We start from the raw sequence: 17,011 nt of genomic DNA, 5'->3' as shown, positions 1-17,011 counted from the left end.
CCCCCTCTAATCATGATTTCGGAGCCGCGTGAGAAGGACGAAACAAGACGTTAGGTTCTTTGTCAAGGACGCCGTTAGGCGCCATGTAATGGTTTCCTTGACACTAAGAACCAAGACTTGTTAGTCCCCTCATTAAACGCGGATCTGATGTCATGATTTTGGTGAGCGTACGGAGAGTTTGAGAGGCGGATAGCCTCTCATTTAAAAATAAAGTTTATAAATAAAAACTATTTTTATTTGCCAATATCATGAAACTACTTTATTAATTGGCATGTGATTTTGATCGTCTACGCAACGGTCAATAGGGATTTGAAAGCCTGAAAACTCGCTAAACAAAAATCGATACCACTTTAATGGTATCCCCGGAATTCCGGGGGCTTTTGCTATGTCCAAGTATTATAAATACTAAAAGCAAAAGGCTGATCGAGTTCAGTGCTTTCAAACTCCCGGAATGCCAATGCGAGGGCGCTCGCACCCGGTCGGGGGAAATTTAAAGTGCAAAACAAAACTCCACATTTTAATGATATTTCTGTAGGAAAAAAAATTCGCGACAGAAGAAAGTTTATGGGAATTTCTCAGACCGAATTAGGAAACAAATTAGGAGTAAGCTTCCAACAAATCCAAAAATATGAAAACGGCTCAAATCGTGTAGGAGCTGGACGTTTGCAGGAAATCGCTAACATACTAGATATTAATATCTCCTTTTTTTATACCGATATTTCACAAAAAAGAAATATTTTATACTCTTATGATGAAGGAATTTCCAGTAAAGAAGAATACTCCCTTTTAAGAGGTTTTAGACAACTAAAACCTAAAAAACAGAAAGCAATTTTGTGGTTGGTTTCCGAATAGAAGAATGCTTTTTAAATTATATTACATACAGCTATCTTCTCTATTCATAAGAATATTTTAAATATTTATTACGTATTTTGTACGTAAATAATAAATAATCATCGTTTATTTTGTGTGTAATTGTTATTTACGTAATTTTCAATAAGACGATTAAGAAAATCACCACCATCTTCATTAAGATCGTCTGCTAAGGACCAAAAACTGTCTCTTACTTCTGGTTCAAGTGCAAGTGTTAATCGTGCTGTTTTTAAACTACGTCTTCTACGTCCACTACCACGTTTTGTTTCTACACTATGACGTGTCGTAAAACCATTATTTTGACTTATCTTCCCTAATTCTTGTTCATCTACTTTTTGTGCTTTTGTAAACGGTTGTAAATTTTCAAGATCCGGTAATACAATTTCAGCTCTTTTTGTCATGCTACTTTGTCCTTTAATAAATTTTCATTATCCAATACCTTCACAACAGCATTAGCAAAAACCGTTGCATTTTCTTGTGCTGCTTGGGGATTATTCACATCAGAAGATGCTAAATCAAAGAGAGACCCCCCTATTTGAAAAAGAGCACTAAAAGCTCCTCTTTCAGTTAATGAAGCAGGTAAAATAGGAAGATTAGCTTTTTCTAACGTTTTCTCTATATGCTGTCCTTCGCGACTGTTTAAGGTATTAGTCATAGAAAATACGATACGAAAAGGTATTTCTCTTTTAAAAAACTGACTCTGTTGTTTTATTAAAGCAATGATCTTTCCTATCTGATCTCCATCAAGTTGTTTTTTTCTCATAGGAACCAAAACCAAATCCGCTCTCCCTATAGCAAAAGAAGCCGCAAGATTAGCAGAACCTTCAAGATCAACAATAACAAATGGAAACTGTTCTACAGCATCATCAATGCAAGAAACAATATTCTGTTCTGTAATATTTCCAGAAACTTCTATATTTTGGGGCATTGTATCTACAGATCTTTTCATCCATGTCACAAGTGGTTGATTTGGGTCTGCATCAATTAATTTCACCTTAGATCCGGCTTTAGCAAAAACGTTAGCTAATACTAATGCCATTGTGGATTTTCCAACACCACCTTTTGTTGAACACATAGTAATTACAGGCATTAAGATATTCCTTATTCAATGAATAAACACCAAATAAATATCATTTATTTATTACGTATTTATTAAAATCATAAATAATAATTATTTATTTTGTGAACATTTATTATTTACGTACAAAATACGTAATAAATATTTATATCTTGTTAATTTCAAATCAGGTATAATCGGTCTTTAACAGGCGGTCAGTAAAACTCCTTTCTTAATGAGTAAGCTAATACCTATAGAACAAACTATAAATGTTGATTTTCCAATACCACCTTTTGTTGAACACATAGTAATTACAGACATTAAGATATTCCTTATTTAGTGAATAAACAATAAATAAATATCATTTATTTATTATGTATTTTGTACGTAAATAATAAACATACTTCAATGCATCACATCATGGAAAAGAACTATCAACTTGGCGGAGTTTATCTTAATTTTCCAATGTTCTTGGCGTGGTAATGATAGGCTTTATTTTTGTAAGCTTCATGTTTTTGCATTCAATAAATAAGCGTAAGGTATTTACACTAACTCCTAATGCCTTGGCAATACGGCTTTGTGACAAACCAACATTAACAAATGTAAAAAAGTCTTATTGTAATCCGGTATAATCCGGTATACAATCCGGTATGAAAACAGATACACTCAAAATCACACAAGAATTGTTAGCTCTCATTACTGAAATTGATGAGTTCAAAGGTGCGTGGCGCGCCCTTGGTACTCTTGCTCCAGAACGTTTAAATGCTCTTCGCCATATTGCAACTGTTGAAAGTATTGGATCTTCTACTCGTATTGAAGGAAACAAATTAACAGACCGTGAGATTGAAAAACTTTTGTTAAACTTAGAAAGTAAAAGTTTTAAAAGCCGTGATGAACAAGAAGTTATTGGTTATGCAAAAGTTATGGAAATAATCTTTCAGTCTTGGAACGATATTCCTATTACAGAAAATCATATTAAACAGCTGCACCGTGATCTTTTATATGAGAGCGATAAAGATGAACGTCATAGAGGAGAATATAAGACATTACGTAATGATGTAGCAGCATTCAATTCTGAAGGGAAAATGGTTGGTATTGTTTTTGAAACAGCAACACCATTTGACACACCATACAGAATGCAAGAACTTATTCATTGGTTTAATAAAACCAATGAATTAAACAATCTTCATCCTTTACTTATGATTGCTATTTTTAATGTCACTTTTTTAGCTATTCATCCTTTCCAAGATGGAAATGGACGTTTAAGTCGTATCTTAACAACTTTGCTTTTGTTACAAAAAGGTTATGCTTATGTACCATATTCGTCACTTGAAAGCGTCATTGAGAATAATAAAGAAAGTTACTACTTAGCTTTGAATCAAACGCAAAAGACAATTTATACGAAGACACCTAATTGGGAACCTTGGATACTCTTTTTTTTACGTGCTCTACAAAAACAAAAATTCCAATTAGAAATAAAAATAGAAAGTGAAAAAAATGCTCTTTTGAATTTGTCTGAATTGGCTCTTAATATTATTGACTATGTTCGTGATCATGGGCGTGTTACAACCCGCGATATGGTCCGTGAAATTGGAGCAAGTCCCAATACACTTAAAGCAACCTTTACATCATTAGTGGAAAAAGATCTTTTGATACGTCATGGAGGAGGGCGATCAACTTGGTATAGCTTGCCTTAATTCTCCAATGCTCTTGACATGGTAATGAGTGGCTTAATTTTTGTTGGCTTGATATTTTTGCGTTCAATAAATAAGCGCAAGGTATTCACACTAACTCCTAATGTCTTGGCAATACGGCTTTGTGACAAACCAACATTTATAAATGCTTGAATTTCATCAATGTGATTGTCCAGCTTTAATTGCGTAGCAATACTTCCTTTTGGACGCCCTAGTTTTATCCCTCGTTGACGAGCAACATTTAAAGCTTCTTTTGTGCGCTCTTGAATTAAATGTCTTTCAATTTGCGCTACCATACCTAAAATGGTTGCTATGATATCGCTCTGTAAGCTTCCGTCCATGATGAGGTTTTGTTTTGTCACATGAACAATCAACCCCCGTTCACTAGCAGCTTTGAGAATTTCTAAGACAGCAAGAGAAGAACCAGCAATACGAGAAAATTCAGGTGTTAACAACACATCTCCTCGTTCTGCTTTTTCAATTAAAGCACCCAGCTTACGTTTGCGCCAGTCTTGTCCTCTACTTGCAACTTCCTCTTCAATATGGAGTGGAGCAAAGCCATGTTTGTTAGCATATTCTAACAAGCCAAATTTTTGATTTTCTGTATCTTGTCCATCACGAGAAACGCGCAAATAAGCGTAAAATTTTTCCATATTCAATAAAAACGTCAATTTAGATTAAAACTGATATATTTTTATTAAAAAAAAATGTCAAATAAATACATGATTTCCTATCATAAAAAATGATCGTTTTTTCTGATATTAGAAGTTGTTATATGTGTTTTTTAATTTCATTTTTTTAAGAACGGAAAAAACAATTAATCATATACGCAGTTCTGAATGGGAACCAAGACGTAATAATTCTAATGTATTAGTTTCAGGCTTTCTATAAAGCAAAATAAGATCTGGTTTGATATGGCAATTATAACAATCGTGCCAACCGCGCCAAGCACCTATCATCCTATGATCTTTAAAACGTACTTCCAATGGTTTGTCTTTTGCCAATGTTTCAATCACAAGGAGTAAGTCTGTTTTTAATATGTAAGCGTGCTTTCCTTTTTTTTCACGTTTAACATCACGCCGAAATAATTTAGTACTGATAATTTCCCTCATATGTCTTGGCTTAAGCGCGCTTTTTTAATTTGTTTTTTATCTTCATCATTGCAGATCATGTTTCGCAAATCATCTAATGACATACTTTCCATACACCCATCCTCTGCTTCCTTGATAGCTTGTAGCGTTTCTGGAGAAGGTTGAAAAAGATCAAGCGGTAAAACTTCATTTTTAGCAATATATACCATCAACATACGTACAGCATCGGAAATAGTTAAACCCGTAGATTGAATAACCTCTTCTGAAACGTGTTTGATAGCATCTGGGACATGGACTTGAATTCTTGCCATTATCCAAAGCTCCTTTTCATTTAAGCTAGTTTTAGTTCACTCTACAGATTGATGAATTTTGACATTACCTTCAGTTCTAAATAAATAAACAGGCAAGGCTCTATCTACAGCAATATTTGTTAAAAACATACATACGACATCAGATATAGTTAGACCTGCTTCTTCAATAACAGCACTCGCGGAAACATTTATATCATCATGAATTCGTACCTGAATTCTTGCCATTATTTAAAACTCCTCTTTAGTTGAGTACATTGTACTCAAATAATGCTTTTTTGTATATCTATCAAGAGTTAAAATTGAGAATTTTTCTTACTTAACATTATTAACCATTAGTATTAGCCTTATCAGGCGGACATTTAAGCAGTTTATCCATAGCGCCATAAAACTTTATCCGTTAGAAAATGAGAAATAAAAAAGAAAAGAGATTAAATTTTTAAATGTTGAGAACGCTGTTGAATAACATTGATGATTGCATCAAAAACTTCAGAACGCAAACCTTCACCCTCGAGTTCTTTCTTTAATTTTATTGCTTTATCATTGATTGAATCAGCCATTCTTTTTATTTGCTTGTTTAAGGAAAATTGAGCGGATTTAGTATCCGCAACCATTTTATAAAAATGACGTAAATATATTTTTTTAGGTATATATTCTCCTCCTATTTTCATAGCCATTTTTTGAGATAAATCTAGATAAATAGCTGTGCTTAACAAATCATATGCAGGAGCAAGTTCTGGTTTTTTCTGTTGGTAAAGTAGTGAAAAGTTTTTGCCATGCGCATCGGCATTACCAATTAAATAATTAAAAATAATTATATTAAGAAAATTCAGTTGATCAACAGCAGGACGCAATGTATGCTGGAAAATAACGGTTTGACACGCAGCAATACTAGGTCCTCCTTCACATTCATATTTAAATTCTGGAGCTATACTAAGTGCTTGACAAAAATCCTCTTGATGAATACGCAAAACTGTTCCATTAGAAGATATTTGACGATCATATCGAGTGATGAGACAATAAGGTGTATTATTGACAAAATGTAAATACACTTCCGGCACATTAATACCTACGAGTTTTGCCAATTTCATACAAAAAAGCTCATTATGCGCACTATCATTAATATGTTCAATGAGAGGTTTCAAAATATGCGTGGTCGGAGCACCCCCTTTAATGAGTTGAACACGATTATCTTTAAAGCCAACCGCTAATTTATCTTGTGCACCCGCAAGAGACAATCTGTAGCCATCTCCACCAGCAAGCATTGGACGACGTTTAATACACTCAAGAATTTCTTTCAATTGAGTATCATCAAGAGTTTCTACATCATCAATTGGCAAATTTGGAACTTGTCCATGTGGATATAAAGCGAGAGCACCAGCACAATCTCCCCCAACAACTTCAAGCAAAGCAAAAGCATTTCGTTCAGAAAGACCTAAATAAGTTGCTAAACGATATCTTACATTATCATCGGGTAAGAGACCGGAAAAAAAGGCTTTTACTGCTTGACCTTTATAAGCTTCAACACGAGGAGGTAGAGAGACAGAGATGCCCTGTAAATCTTTATACAAATAATCAGTATCGTAGAGAAACGTGAGATCTCCACTTTTTTCTTGTTGTAATTGACCTACTAATTTTGCGTGTAAATAAACATCAAGTGTACGGGTCATAATTTTTCATTTTCAATCTGAATATCAAGACCAAGCATTGAAAGCACATGTATGGTTTTTCCAACATGACAAGACTCTTTGCCTCTTTCTAAATCACGGATAAAACGCACACCAACCCCTGATGTAGCTGCTAACTGTTCTTGTGTTAATCCTTGTTTTTTACGTGTATTTCTAACAATAAAACCCAATATTTTCATTCTGCTTTCAATCATAATCATCCCTTTCGGGATGATTATATCATTTCATGCTTTTATTACAAGAAAATAAACCTGTACGGGACGTTTTTATCCCATATACTCCTAAAGCCTTATCCGAAGAACAAAGAAGAGTGCATATTTTGCGTATACTTCATGTAAAGAAAAAATTTCAGTAGTTAAGTGTATCTAAATTAAATCCGGCTGTGTTTAATAGTTTCATAAGTTTTGGGAGAGTCTCTTTTACGTGTTCATTAAAAGGAATGTAATTAATCCATTCATAATCTAAAGGCACTTCAACATCTCGTTTTTTTAAAATAGCAATATTTCTGCAAGAAATTATAGGAAACAACATACCCATTTTAAAAATAACATTTTGATTAGCGCGCGGTTGTGCGTCTTTTTTATCAGCAGATTTTGCATAGCCAATTTCATCGGGAGTAAGTAGCACAATACCAAATTTTGGAGATAGCGTTCATAATGAACTCCTTTAGGTTATAAGGTTTTGAATTGACACCTATAAAAGCGTCGGGCGCTCAAAACACAGCCTAAAGTCTGTTGTTATGCTTTTCCCATAAGGGGTATTATATGACATAACTACACCCGACAAAATCATTATACGTTTTTAAAACATAAAAGACAGTCAGTTTTTGAAAAGCAAAGAAAGATTGTTTCGTAATCTATTCGCTTTAGGATTAGTGTTTTGATCACTTAAGTATTAATATAGTAAAATACCCATTTATTGTCAACTGTTTTTTGTCTTTTTTTATAATATTTTCAAATATTTATCTCATAAAATAGCTTATAATTTTTATCTCTTTCTTTTGTAGTATTTGCCCCTAAAAGCTCTCCCTTCTAATCATGATTTCGGAGCCGCGTGAGAAGGACAAAACAAGCCGTTAGGTTCTTTGTCAAGGACGCCGTTAGGCGCCATGTAATGGTTTCCTTGACACTAAGAACCAAGACTTGTTAGTCCCCTCATTAAACGCGGATCTGATGTCATGATTTTGGTGAGCGTTCCAGAGAGTTTGAGAGGCGGATAGCCTCTCATAAAAAAAGGATAAAGGATCTAATAAAATAATTGCTAAATAAAAATATCTTGTATATATCTTTTTTTGGAGGAAGAGGTTCTAAAAAGTTATCCCCGCTAGGATAAGTTGATCATTTATCTCTTTCTCTTTTTTTTAAATCAAAAATTTTTCTCATTTTAGACCTTCTTTACGCCTTTTAAAAATAAGGATTAATGGCACTAAAGATGAATAATTAAAATATTTATTTCGTATATAAATTATTATTTATGTAAATTTAAAAACTCCAATTACCTTATTTAAAAAACACTTTTTATGACATAATTAAATATTTTTTGCCTATTGTCCGGATTCTTTTTCCAAGATAGCATAAGAAGACATCTCATTAAGAAAGGTTTTTCTGTGGAAGAAGAAGAAGTAGCAAAAATCTATACAAATGATAGTAAGCATGAAAAATATCAAGATAAACTAGAATATTTGTTCGATCAACAGCATAAATATATGCAAGAATTTAGTAATACATTGGAGGCAAAAAAAATTACATGATGTGCGAAGTGATTTGTACAATTATCTTCGTGATATTGGACAAAATGGTGATATATCGTTACTTATCAGTAGTGAGCGCTCTTTAACAGAAAATGATTTTATCCAATACGGTAACAGTAAAGCTATGATAAAAAGTTTCAAAAATGCTTTAGCTTATATAGATGTCATTAAAAAACATATAGCTCTTGTTAGTGATCCTGTACAATACCAATTTATAAATAAAACACATAGCTTACCCAAAAACCGAAAAGGTGGATTGCCTTATGATGAGGGGCGTAAAGCAATGGTATGGCATTATAAATGGCTAGAAGATACAGGATTATACTTTTCAACCTCAATTGAACTATCGATCAACGAAGCACGAAAAGATAATATGAAAGCAATTCAAAAACTTTACGAACAAATGCAAGCAAAAGCTATCGATATAGATTTTTCATAATATTGGATAGGTAATTTTAAACTCACAATATTAGTATCGTACACTGAAAATATGCCATATTAGTATGCAATGCGTTTTAATTTTTTATCTACTTTTTTCTTAAGTTCATAGTACCTAATGATAAAAATACGTAAATCAATCGCTCTAATTGTTGCAGTATAGCGTTCGTAGTAATCTATGTCATCTATATTTCGGCGACCATAATATCCAAAATCCCATATGACAATCAATCCGCAATCATACAAACGCGAGAGAATTGTACTAATACGACCTGGACTACGAGAGCCAAAACTAATTTCTTGATTTGTTCTAAGAGTGATAGGAAATCCACCTTTTTTAAATTCTTTATCAGGTATTATTGCTAATAAGTTGGTAAGAATAACAGCTTCTGAATCAGAAATTAAATCAATCATGGGTAATTTAGAAGCTAATCTATATAGTCTATCGCGGCTTACTGTTTTATATTCAACATTCTCTGCTATTTTCTGATATTCTAGATGTTGTGCAGTTAACCGTCGCCCTATTATTTTCTTTGTTTTATCCATTTATTTTTTTCACTTTAATAAGATTTTTTATGCAAATTTTGACATTGTCAGATTTTTTAACGTTTTATTGAGTTCAAACTCAAACAAAGAGCTTTTTTCTTCGTTTAGCTTTATTTTCTGATTTTTTTCTAAGTTTAAACTATTTATTTCTTCTTGATCGGCTTGCTTCAGCAAAGCATAGAGTGACCGTTCTAGGTATAATTCTCCTCGAGTTTCTTTATCAATCATGCCGCGCAGATATCCACCTGGTGATTTTACAAGTCCTCTAGCATATTTTTCAAAAATGATAGCAATAGCCAGAGCTGTTTTTTTAAGTCCCATAATTTTTGTAGCTTGTTCAGCGGCATGTTCTGAAACTTTAATCATTCTGTACATAGGATACATAGAATGTACCAAATCGCTTTCTGTTTGGAAACTACATTCAGAAAACAAGACGGCATTTGGTAAAGCCTTTTCCAGTATCTCCGGCTTAATTTGAGGCAATGTACTACTTTTTGAAGGAAGTGAAGGGGCGGTTTTGCCGTTCTCTATATTTTCATAAGCCATTTTATTGTGACCGGAGGTCACATTAATGGTTTGAGAGTGTTCAGATAACTCTGAACACTCATTTTTGTTACAATTACAATTATAGTTAGGGGTTGTATGTTCTATGTGTATATTGCCAGCAAGATCCGTGTATCTTGTTTTTGATGTTTTTTGCCAAAAAAAACGTTGTAAAATCCCCTCAAAAAGACGAATTGCTTTGTATAATTTTTCAAGCGACGCTTTAGCCGGACGACCAATAATATGGAGGATTTTTTGCATTCTAGAAAAAAGCAGTGAGATAAACGGTGTTGCTTCCATTTCTGTATAACAGGTTTTAATTTGACGCACCAATCCTCTAAAATAATGCAAAGCTTCTTCTTGCTTCTCACGAATCTCCAGAGCTTCGTCTGCTTTTTGCTTAAGTTCATGATATCGCGCAATAAGAATACGTAAATCAATACCGCAAGCTGTTACGATATCATCGCTATGGTTACGTATAGGATAGCGTTTAAAGTTACCAGAGTCGCGCATAACAATAAGACCACAGTCATAAAGGCATGAAAGTAAAAAACTAACGCGCGATTCACTCCGTTTAATGTCATAACTAAGTTGTCGATTGCTTTTGAAAACAATAGGAACCCCGCCTTTTTCAAATGAATCTCTTGGAGCTGTCCTTAACAAATTCAAAAGAAGTTTAGCTTCACTCTCTTTTATGAAATCAGTCTGTTCCAGTTGATTAACCAATCCAATCAATTGACCACGGCTTACAGAACCAATCTCAGCAGTTTCTGCTAATTTTCTAAATTCTATATGATGTGCATTTATCTTTCTTCCAGATGTTTTTTTAACCATAATTTTTAAAACCTCTCTATTGGAGGCAAAAAAAACGTTAAAAATACCCTTTTTCTACAAAATTTCTCTTGCAGAATGCATCACGATAAATTAAATTAGGAGTTACTGTATTAACTTAATTTATCGTAACGGATATTTTAGAAACCCTTCTGTTAACGCAGTTGGGTTTTTATTTTTTTGCCATTATACTTCCCTCTATTTGAAACGACTCATAGATTTACATAATGAGTCAAGATGAAACTATATTCAAAAGAAAAATCTTTTCAATATAGTAAAGAAAAATTAGATCCCCGTTTTCCTATTCTCTAATTCAACATTTTTTGTGAAAACAACTTTCTTGTCTTTAAAAACAAGGCTTGGATTAATAAAATACCAAGCTCTATGATTTTGTTTAGCAATAATACCAGCTTTTTCTAATTCAGCTACGCCACGAAAAAAAGTTGTTGGTGATAACGCTAACTTCCGTTCTTGAGCTTCAAGAAAGGTTTTTAAAACAGCCTTGTCTAAAATTACAGTATTCATGCGAATTAATCTGTTTTGAAGTATCCAAGCCAAAACTAAAAAAACTTTTATTCCTGCTGCTTTTAAATCAAAAATTAGCGCAACATTGACAAGAATCCGCTCTTCTGGATTCCTAATAGAAACCACAACATCATTAATGAAAGGACTCTGATCGTGCCTAACGGTTTGCTTTCTTTGTTTGGTTGTTATACTAACTGTCATCTGTGGTAATACAATTGTTATATATAGAAATAAGTTGAGATGAAATATGAGTGATTCTTCAGTGATTGTCAAATTTATTTCTATTTTTTTCTGAAAAAAAAATTTCGGTGTGTACGGACATTCAAATGAAAGAAATTAAATTGCGGCAAGAGCGATATTCTCCATATGAAAATCCTTTCCTTAATAAGTCTGAAATTTATACTGATAATCAGATTATTAAGACGCATATTACACAGCAAAAACTGGTCAATCCAGATACTGGTGAAATAATTGATATACCTACAATTCATGTGATTGAAAAAGAAGACGACAAAAATTTTGTAAAAATATTTGCTGCCGGAATTCAAGCAATCTTTGATCTATCTCGTACTGGCTATCGGGCTCTTGTCTTAGCTTTACAAACATATCACTCCAATCAAGGTAACCAAGATGGAAGCATTACTCTTATTTGGTACGATGGAGGAGTTAATGGAAAAAAACTAGATATGACCGATAGAACATTTTACAGTGGCTTAAAAGAACTCACAAACAAAGGGATTTTGAAACCAAAATTGCCTAATCAATATTGGGTAAATCCTATTCTATTTTTCAAAGGAGAGAAGATTGCTTTTATGAAAGAATATCAAATAAAATCGTCTTCTGCTAAGCTAGATATTCCATCTGATGAATATCAAGCAGATCTCGAGGATTTTATAAAATAAAAGCCACTGCTTTTTGCTGTCTAAAAGGTTGAAGAATATCGTCTTCATTTTTAGAGCGTAACTTTTATCAATTATGATCAATAGGATTATAACTCCCGTGATCTCTTCGCCAATCTTCAGGTGTTTCAAATTTGCTCGACCACAAGCCATTTTGTGCTTTTTGCGCAGCAAATTGTAAGTTTTTATAATCTGCTGGTGAGGGGAAATTATGCTGATCTTTTGTCAACACCATCAATCCTTCTGCAAGTCCCAAACGTGCAAGGTCAACACCATCAACAAAACATTGTGCATAATGAACCTGTTGAATGACACGTGCTTGCCGACAAGTAACCTTTTTATCGATTGTTTTTGAGACAAGCCACGCCGTAACAAAAGCACCGCATGGCCACTTAACTCCGTTGCGTGAGGCAAATTGCCTCATTTCACAGCTTTCCACACCATATAAGCGGATATCGCGGATGATCTTTTTTCTCCATCCATCATCCACAAGCGTGATCATTTTAAAGGTCACACCACTTGTGACCTGTATAGAACCTGAATAGACCGGCCCATTTTCTTCATAAAATTGTGATGCGATTGGTTCTGAATGCAACACCACATTTTGTTGGTTTTTATAATCTATCAATTGTGACTTCGGATTTTGAACGGGTTTTTCTATTGTTTTCTCTGATACTTTAAAAAAAGAACTTTGTATAAGTTTTTCAGTATGTTTACTTAAATAAAATAGTCCACAAAAAATAATAATATAAATTAAGACAATATATTTAGACGATGCTCGAAGATGTTTTAAAAATATCATTTTGAATATTACTATATTTTTTGTTTAATAATTAAGAAAAGATTAAATATTTGTAACTTTATAGTAGAAAAAATTATTTTTTCATTTTATATGATACCAGAATTAATATTTTAAATATTAATTTAATGTTCAACTCTAAAATAGTGCGGGGGTTTTTCATGAAAAACATGAATAATTCGTTCAGTCGTGAACACATCTTACAAAAAAGTAATCTATCCAATACACAAAAGAAATGGTTAACAACAGCATTGATGCTGTTTATTGCCTTCATAGCACTTAGTGATCCGGCATTTGCACAAAGTTTTGGAAAAATTGAAGGTGCGCTTCAAAAAATAATCACCGCTTTAACAGGACCGATTGCAAAATCTATTGCGACCATTGCGATTGCCGGTGTTGGAATTGCGTGGATTGCTGGTTATGTTGAAATGCGTAAAGCTTTCTTTGTTTGTGTTGGCATCGGCATTGTTTTTGGTGCACCACAAATCGCAGCAATGCTTTCTAATTAAACTCTAGCCTTTCAAAGCCATGAAAGAGCACGATAAGCTAACAGAAGATACGTTATTTCTTGCTTGCACGCGCCCTGCCATGATTGCAGGCGTGACGGTGGAGGCTATGGGATTAAATGCGATAGGAACAATGATGTTGTTTATTATGATAGGCAACATTTTTCTTATAACCTTTGGTATTGCTATCCATTTCATTTTCAAGGAAATTCTTAAAAATGACCATAACAAATTTCGTATTCTTCTGACATGGCAAAAGACATCTATTTTTGCCAGAAATTCGAGTCTATGGGGTGGGGGAAGTATTTCTCCATTACGATTAATTCGTAATTATGAGGAATTATAATGAATGCTGCTCAAAGCAAACGTGAAAAGCAGCCAGAAGCGATCATCCCTTACGTGCGCCATGTTAACAAGCATATCATTGCACTAGATTCACGCGCTCTCATGTCCGTTATTGCTCTTGAAGGACTTAACTTTGAGACAGCGGATATTATTGATCTGAATGTTTTTCACGAACAGCTCAACAATCTGTTTAAAAACATAGCTGATGAACGGATAGCGCTTTATAGCCATATTATCAGAAAGCGTGAAACTGTTTATCCGGATGGGACTTTCAGATCGGCATTTGCCAAGCAATTAGATGATAAATATCGTGAACGGATGGTTTCACAGGAGCTTTATCGCAATGATCTTTATCTTTCGATTTTGTGGAATCCACACGTTGATAAAACGGATAAATTAGCAGAGTTTTTCAAACGTTTAGGCAAAGCCAAGCAAGAAAAGACAGAAGTTGATGCAGAGTCCGTTCGCAAGCTTGAAGATATTACAACAGATCTTATTCAAAATTTAGAGCGCTATGGTGCAAAAAGACTGAGCCTTTATGAACATGAAGGTAATATTTATTCGCAGCAAAGTGAGTTTATCCACCAATTGGTGGGAGGTCGTCGTGAACGTATCCCCCTCACATGGGGGACGATAGCTTCAACTGTTTATTCAGACCGTCTCATTTTTGGGAAAGAGATCATAGAAATACGTTACGAGGCGGGACAGCGATTTGCGGGCATGTTTGGTTGGAAAGAATATCCAGCAAAAACCAGGGTAGGCATGGCGGATGGTTTGCTCACCCTTCCCTTTGAGTTTATTTCCACCCAATCTTTTGTTTTCAAGAGCAAAAACATTGCCAAGCAGATTATGGGGCGAAAACAAAACCAAATGGTCAATGCAGGCGACCGTGCGGGCTCACAAATTATGGAACTGGATGATGCGCTTGATGATCTTGAATCCAATCGTTTTGTTTTAGGGGAGCATCATTTATCATTGGCAGTTTTTGCTGATACGCCACAAGAGTTAGCTGATAATCTTGCCAAAGCGCGTTCTCATCTTACAAATGGTGGGGCGGTGATTGCGCGGGAAGATTTAGGGTTAGCGGCGGCTTGGTGGGCACAATTGCCTGGCAATTATGCTTATCGCACCCGTTCTGGTGCAATAACAAGCCGCAATTATGCAGCGCTTTCTCCTTTTCATTCCTTTCCGGTTGGAAAAATAGATGGCAATGTGTGGGGACCAGCGGTCGCATTAATGAAGACCTCTGCTGGTTCACCGTTTTATTTTAACTTTCACTTTGGTGATTTAGGCAATACGTTTGTTTGCGGTCCCTCTGGTTCTGGGAAAACGGTTATTGTCAATTTTCTTTTAGCGCAACTTCAAAAACATGATCCCAATATGGTCTTTTTTGATAAAGATCGGGGTGCAGAACTTTTTGTCAGAGCGGGTGGCGGCACTTATATGCCCTTGAAGAATGGTAAACCGACAGGCATAGCACCGCTAAAAGGCTTAGACTATAACAATCCAGCAGATAGAGTTTTTTTACGCCAATGGATTATAAAGCTCGTTTCTTCTGAAGATAAAAAGATCAGTGAAACAGAAAGACAAGACATTACGACGGCTGTTGATCAGCTTGCCTTGTTACCAAAAGAACAACGAACGATATCCGCCTTACAAATGTTTTTTGATACCACGCATAGGGAGGGGATAGCGGGTCGTTTAGAGAGATGGTGTAAAGGCAATGCCTTAGGATGGGTTTTTGACAATCCTGATGACGACATTGGCATTGATGCAAAATTTATTGGTTATGACATGACGGATTTTTTAGACAATGATGAAATTCGTCCACCTTTAATGATGTATCTTTTTCATAGAATCCTATCTCTGATTGATGGGCGTCGTATCATCATAGTCATTGATGAGTTTTGGAAAGCACTAGAAGACGATTCCTTTAAAGCCTTTGCGCAAGACAGGCTGAAAACTATCCGTAAACAAAATGGTTTGATGTTGTTTGCAACACAATCTCCCAAAGATGCGATTAATTCGACCATTGCCCACACCATTATAGAACAGTGTCCAACACAGATTTATTTTCCCAACCAAAAGGGAAACCATAGCGATTATGTAGAGGGTTTTAAATTATCGGACAGAGAATTTAACCTGATACAATCAGAATTAAGCCGTGAGTCACGGCGTTTTCTCATCAAACAAGGACAAAGTTCCGTTGTAGCAGAGCTAAATTTACGCGGCTTTGATGATGAAATAGCCATTTTAAGTGGCACCACCAAGAATATTGAACTCCTAGAGACCATTATGGATGAAGTTGGTGAATCTCCAGAAAAATGGCTTCCTATTTTTCAAGAAAGGTCAAAGCAATGAAAAAACTTTTATTGGCAACAGCCGTCTATACAGCTTCATTTGGCTTTCAAACAAATGCCTTTGCTATCATGGTATTTGATCCCACAGCTGCTGCAAAATTGACCCAGCAATATCAACAAGCATTAAAACAATTCCAACAAGGTGCAGAGCAATTAAAACAAGGATACGATCAACTTAATCAATTAAAGAGTCAACTTGATGAAATGAAAAATCTCTACAAATCCTTAAATGGAGCCACTGATTTATCTGCTCTTCAGGACTTGTTTAATAATCAAGAGAATAATGCAGCTTTACCTTCTGATTTTAATCATTTAGAACAATCGATAGATGGCACCGGGGGTGGTAGCGGAAACACTGAAAAATGGAAAGAAAAACTTTTATATAAAGAACCTTCGGGGGGCGCAGGATCAAAAGAAGCAGTTGATGCCTTTTACAAGCAAGAAGTGGAAAAATTGCACAATCGCAATGTAGGACAAGCAGCAACAGGGCAAGCTGTTTACGAAGATGCCGATAAAAAGAAAAAAGCCATTAGTAAGATTATTGAAAAACTCAAAAATGCTAAAACCGCTGCTGAAGTGCAAGATGCTCAAACACAATTAGCAGCTATACAAGCAATATTACAAGCAGAGGCTTTACAAACACAAGCCACCTCTATGATTCAGCAAGCTCAACAGGAAGCTGAAGCAATACGGATTAGAGAAGAAACTAGTAAAAGATACCAAGACTATGCAAGAAAAATTCGTGGTCATTAAAATTAAAG

22 protein-coding genes and 1 pseudogene are annotated in these 17,011 nt (G+C 34.7%); 9 read left to right on the top strand and 14 right to left on the bottom strand.

Annotation, left to right across the window (positions count from 1 at the left end; translation table 11 throughout):
- The first annotated feature begins 495 nt into the window (after positions 1–495).
- On the top strand, positions 496–852 hold the full coding sequence (locus ACFIJS_RS07650; protein ID WP_375650994.1) for a helix-turn-helix domain-containing protein: 357 nt from the start codon (positions 496–498) through the stop codon (positions 850–852).
- Between the two features lie 98 nt (positions 853–950).
- Here the strand turns inward: ACFIJS_RS07650 and ACFIJS_RS07645 are convergent, their stop codons facing one another.
- The 3 genes and pseudogenes from ACFIJS_RS07645 to ACFIJS_RS07635 all read right to left on the bottom strand — a co-directional run.
- Positions 951–1,271, bottom strand: a complete 321-nt coding sequence (locus ACFIJS_RS07645) for a hypothetical protein (protein WP_375650993.1) — start codon at positions 1,269–1,271, stop codon at positions 951–953.
- The gene (locus ACFIJS_RS07640; RefSeq protein WP_375622568.1) at positions 1,268–1,960 is read right to left on the bottom strand and encodes an AAA family ATPase; all 693 of its coding nucleotides are present in this window, start codon (positions 1,958–1,960) and stop codon (positions 1,268–1,270) included. Before ACFIJS_RS07640 ends, ACFIJS_RS07645 begins: the two co-directional genes overlap by 4 nt.
- A gap of 421 nt (positions 1,961–2,381) precedes the next feature.
- A pseudogene (locus ACFIJS_RS07635) lies at positions 2,382–2,528 on the bottom strand (resolvase); the annotation flags it as partial.
- Between the two features lie 49 nt (positions 2,529–2,577).
- Here ACFIJS_RS07635 and ACFIJS_RS07630 point away from each other — a divergent pair.
- Complete coding sequence (locus ACFIJS_RS07630; protein WP_375650991.1) at positions 2,578–3,624, top strand: Fic family protein; 1,047 nt, start codon at positions 2,578–2,580, stop codon at positions 3,622–3,624.
- On the opposite strand, the gene ACFIJS_RS07625 is transcribed toward ACFIJS_RS07630, so the two are convergent.
- The 7 genes from ACFIJS_RS07625 to ACFIJS_RS07595 form a co-directional block, all read right to left on the bottom strand.
- Positions 3,621–4,274: a recombinase family protein gene (locus ACFIJS_RS07625; protein WP_375650990.1), complete on the bottom strand. Its 654-nt coding sequence runs from the start codon at positions 4,272–4,274 to the stop codon at positions 3,621–3,623. The two genes, ACFIJS_RS07630 and ACFIJS_RS07625, sit on opposite strands and share 4 nt — an antisense overlap.
- A 168-nt stretch (positions 4,275–4,442) precedes the next feature.
- The gene (locus ACFIJS_RS07620) at positions 4,443–4,733 is read right to left on the bottom strand and encodes a type II toxin-antitoxin system YafQ family toxin (RefSeq protein ID WP_273724023.1); all 291 of its coding nucleotides are present in this window, start codon (positions 4,731–4,733) and stop codon (positions 4,443–4,445) included.
- Positions 4,730–5,023 carry a type II toxin-antitoxin system RelB/DinJ family antitoxin gene (locus ACFIJS_RS07615; protein ID WP_375650989.1) on the bottom strand — a complete coding sequence of 98 codons (294 nt, stop codon included), beginning with the start codon at positions 5,021–5,023 and terminating at the stop codon, positions 4,730–4,732. Before ACFIJS_RS07615 ends, ACFIJS_RS07620 begins: the two co-directional genes overlap by 4 nt.
- Positions 5,024–5,059: 36 nt before the next feature.
- Positions 5,060–5,248 carry a type II toxin-antitoxin system RelB/DinJ family antitoxin gene (locus ACFIJS_RS07610; RefSeq protein ID WP_273724025.1) on the bottom strand — a complete coding sequence of 63 codons (189 nt, stop codon included), beginning with the start codon at positions 5,246–5,248 and terminating at the stop codon, positions 5,060–5,062.
- Positions 5,249–5,451: 203 nt separating this feature from the next.
- Entirely contained in the window at positions 5,452–6,690 is a 1,239-nt protein-coding gene (locus tag ACFIJS_RS07605; RefSeq protein ID WP_375650988.1) for a type II toxin-antitoxin system HipA family toxin, read from the bottom strand.
- Positions 6,687–6,902 (bottom strand): type II toxin-antitoxin system Y4mF family antitoxin, encoded by a 216-nt coding sequence (locus tag ACFIJS_RS07600; protein WP_100130413.1) that lies wholly within the window; start codon positions 6,900–6,902, stop codon positions 6,687–6,689. The genes ACFIJS_RS07605 and ACFIJS_RS07600 overlap by 4 nt, the downstream gene beginning before the upstream one ends.
- Positions 6,903–7,056: 154 nt before the next feature.
- Positions 7,057–7,335 (bottom strand): TIR domain-containing protein, encoded by a 279-nt coding sequence (locus tag ACFIJS_RS07595; RefSeq protein ID WP_375650986.1) that lies wholly within the window; start codon positions 7,333–7,335, stop codon positions 7,057–7,059.
- 979 nt (positions 7,336–8,314) lie between these two features.
- On the opposite strand from ACFIJS_RS07595, the gene ACFIJS_RS07590 reads away from it, so the two are divergent.
- Both ACFIJS_RS07590 and ACFIJS_RS07585 read left to right on the top strand, forming a co-directional pair.
- Entirely contained in the window at positions 8,315–8,458 is a 144-nt protein-coding gene (locus tag ACFIJS_RS07590) for a hypothetical protein (RefSeq protein WP_375650985.1), read from the top strand.
- Between the two features lie 13 nt (positions 8,459–8,471).
- Positions 8,472–8,897 carry a hypothetical protein gene (locus tag ACFIJS_RS07585; RefSeq protein ID WP_375650983.1) on the top strand — a complete coding sequence of 142 codons (426 nt, stop codon included), beginning with the start codon at positions 8,472–8,474 and terminating at the stop codon, positions 8,895–8,897.
- Positions 8,898–8,956: 59 nt separating this feature from the next.
- Here the strand turns inward: ACFIJS_RS07585 and ACFIJS_RS07580 are convergent, their stop codons facing one another.
- The 3 genes from ACFIJS_RS07580 to ACFIJS_RS07570 form a co-directional block, all read right to left on the bottom strand.
- Positions 8,957–9,442, bottom strand: a complete 486-nt coding sequence (locus ACFIJS_RS07580; protein WP_375650982.1) for a helix-turn-helix domain-containing protein — start codon at positions 9,440–9,442, stop codon at positions 8,957–8,959.
- Positions 9,443–9,469: 27 nt separating this feature from the next.
- Positions 9,470–10,819 (bottom strand): plasmid replication protein RepC, encoded by a 1,350-nt coding sequence (gene repC, locus ACFIJS_RS07575; RefSeq protein WP_375650981.1) that lies wholly within the window; start codon positions 10,817–10,819, stop codon positions 9,470–9,472.
- Positions 10,820–11,101: 282 nt separating this feature from the next.
- Entirely contained in the window at positions 11,102–11,614 is a 513-nt protein-coding gene (locus ACFIJS_RS07570) for a hypothetical protein (RefSeq protein WP_375650979.1), read from the bottom strand.
- A gap of 53 nt (positions 11,615–11,667) precedes the next feature.
- On the opposite strand from ACFIJS_RS07570, the gene ACFIJS_RS07565 reads away from it, so the two are divergent.
- Positions 11,668–12,243, top strand: a complete 576-nt coding sequence (locus ACFIJS_RS07565; RefSeq protein WP_375650978.1) for a replication/maintenance protein RepL — start codon at positions 11,668–11,670, stop codon at positions 12,241–12,243.
- 67 nt (positions 12,244–12,310) lie between these two features.
- Here the strand turns inward: ACFIJS_RS07565 and ACFIJS_RS07560 are convergent, their stop codons facing one another.
- Positions 12,311–13,042 carry a nuclease gene (locus tag ACFIJS_RS07560; protein WP_375650977.1) on the bottom strand — a complete coding sequence of 244 codons (732 nt, stop codon included), beginning with the start codon at positions 13,040–13,042 and terminating at the stop codon, positions 12,311–12,313.
- Positions 13,043–13,200: 158 nt separating this feature from the next.
- On the opposite strand from ACFIJS_RS07560, the gene ACFIJS_RS07555 reads away from it, so the two are divergent.
- Genes ACFIJS_RS07555 through ACFIJS_RS07540 form a run of 4 tightly spaced genes read left to right on the top strand, consistent with a single transcriptional unit; the run spans position 13,201 to position 17,003 of the window.
- Complete coding sequence (locus ACFIJS_RS07555; RefSeq protein ID WP_375650976.1) at positions 13,201–13,548, top strand: TrbC/VirB2 family protein; 348 nt, start codon at positions 13,201–13,203, stop codon at positions 13,546–13,548.
- 19 nt (positions 13,549–13,567) lie between these two features.
- Entirely contained in the window at positions 13,568–13,891 is a 324-nt protein-coding gene (locus ACFIJS_RS07550; protein ID WP_375624135.1) for a type IV secretion system protein VirB3, read from the top strand.
- A complete protein-coding gene (locus tag ACFIJS_RS07545; RefSeq protein WP_375650974.1) occupies positions 13,891–16,251 on the top strand; it encodes a VirB4 family type IV secretion/conjugal transfer ATPase in 2,361 nt (786 codons plus the stop codon). Before ACFIJS_RS07550 ends, ACFIJS_RS07545 begins: the two co-directional genes overlap by 1 nt.
- Complete coding sequence (locus tag ACFIJS_RS07540; protein WP_375650973.1) at positions 16,248–17,003, top strand: type IV secretion system protein; 756 nt, start codon at positions 16,248–16,250, stop codon at positions 17,001–17,003. The genes ACFIJS_RS07545 and ACFIJS_RS07540 overlap by 4 nt, the downstream gene beginning before the upstream one ends.
- Positions 17,004–17,011 lie beyond the last annotated feature (8 nt).

It is taken from the genome of Bartonella sp. OT172YNZD (assembly GCF_042193725.1).
In the GTDB taxonomy this organism is placed as follows: Bacteria; Pseudomonadota; Alphaproteobacteria; order Rhizobiales; family Rhizobiaceae; genus Bartonella; species Bartonella grahamii_A.
This window is presented reverse-complemented; position numbering and strand designations above follow the sequence as displayed.

What these genes read in the sequence shown, in the direction of transcription:
- repC (WP_375650981.1), bottom strand. Translation starts at nt 10,819, where the DNA reads ATGGTTAAAAAAACATCTGGAAGAAAGATAAATGCACATCATATAGAA.
- ACFIJS_RS07620 (WP_273724023.1), bottom strand. Translation starts at nt 4,733, where the DNA reads ATGAGGGAAATTATCAGTACTAAATTATTTCGGCGTGATGTTAAACGT.
- ACFIJS_RS07615 (WP_375650989.1), bottom strand. Translation starts at nt 5,023, where the DNA reads ATGGCAAGAATTCAAGTCCATGTCCCAGATGCTATCAAACACGTTTCA.
- ACFIJS_RS07560 (WP_375650977.1), bottom strand. Translation starts at nt 13,042, where the DNA reads ATGATATTTTTAAAACATCTTCGAGCATCGTCTAAATATATTGTCTTA.
- ACFIJS_RS07640 (WP_375622568.1), bottom strand. Translation starts at nt 1,960, where the DNA reads ATGCCTGTAATTACTATGTGTTCAACAAAAGGTGGTGTTGGAAAATCC.
- ACFIJS_RS07580 (WP_375650982.1), bottom strand. Translation starts at nt 9,442, where the DNA reads ATGGATAAAACAAAGAAAATAATAGGGCGACGGTTAACTGCACAACAT.
- ACFIJS_RS07645 (WP_375650993.1), bottom strand. Translation starts at nt 1,271, where the DNA reads ATGACAAAAAGAGCTGAAATTGTATTACCGGATCTTGAAAATTTACAA.
- ACFIJS_RS07565 (WP_375650978.1), top strand. Translation starts at nt 11,668, where the DNA reads ATGAAAGAAATTAAATTGCGGCAAGAGCGATATTCTCCATATGAAAAT.
- ACFIJS_RS07630 (WP_375650991.1), top strand. Translation starts at nt 2,578, where the DNA reads ATGAAAACAGATACACTCAAAATCACACAAGAATTGTTAGCTCTCATT.
- ACFIJS_RS07600 (WP_100130413.1), bottom strand. Translation starts at nt 6,902, where the DNA reads ATGATTGAAAGCAGAATGAAAATATTGGGTTTTATTGTTAGAAATACA.
- ACFIJS_RS07540 (WP_375650973.1), top strand. Translation starts at nt 16,248, where the DNA reads ATGAAAAAACTTTTATTGGCAACAGCCGTCTATACAGCTTCATTTGGC.
- ACFIJS_RS07605 (WP_375650988.1), bottom strand. Translation starts at nt 6,690, where the DNA reads ATGACCCGTACACTTGATGTTTATTTACACGCAAAATTAGTAGGTCAA.
- ACFIJS_RS07550 (WP_375624135.1), top strand. Translation starts at nt 13,568, where the DNA reads ATGAAAGAGCACGATAAGCTAACAGAAGATACGTTATTTCTTGCTTGC.
- ACFIJS_RS07555 (WP_375650976.1), top strand. Translation starts at nt 13,201, where the DNA reads ATGAAAAACATGAATAATTCGTTCAGTCGTGAACACATCTTACAAAAA.
- ACFIJS_RS07610 (WP_273724025.1), bottom strand. Translation starts at nt 5,248, where the DNA reads ATGGCAAGAATTCAGGTACGAATTCATGATGATATAAATGTTTCCGCG.
- ACFIJS_RS07545 (WP_375650974.1), top strand. Translation starts at nt 13,891, where the DNA reads ATGAATGCTGCTCAAAGCAAACGTGAAAAGCAGCCAGAAGCGATCATC.
- ACFIJS_RS07625 (WP_375650990.1), bottom strand. Translation starts at nt 4,274, where the DNA reads ATGGAAAAATTTTACGCTTATTTGCGCGTTTCTCGTGATGGACAAGAT.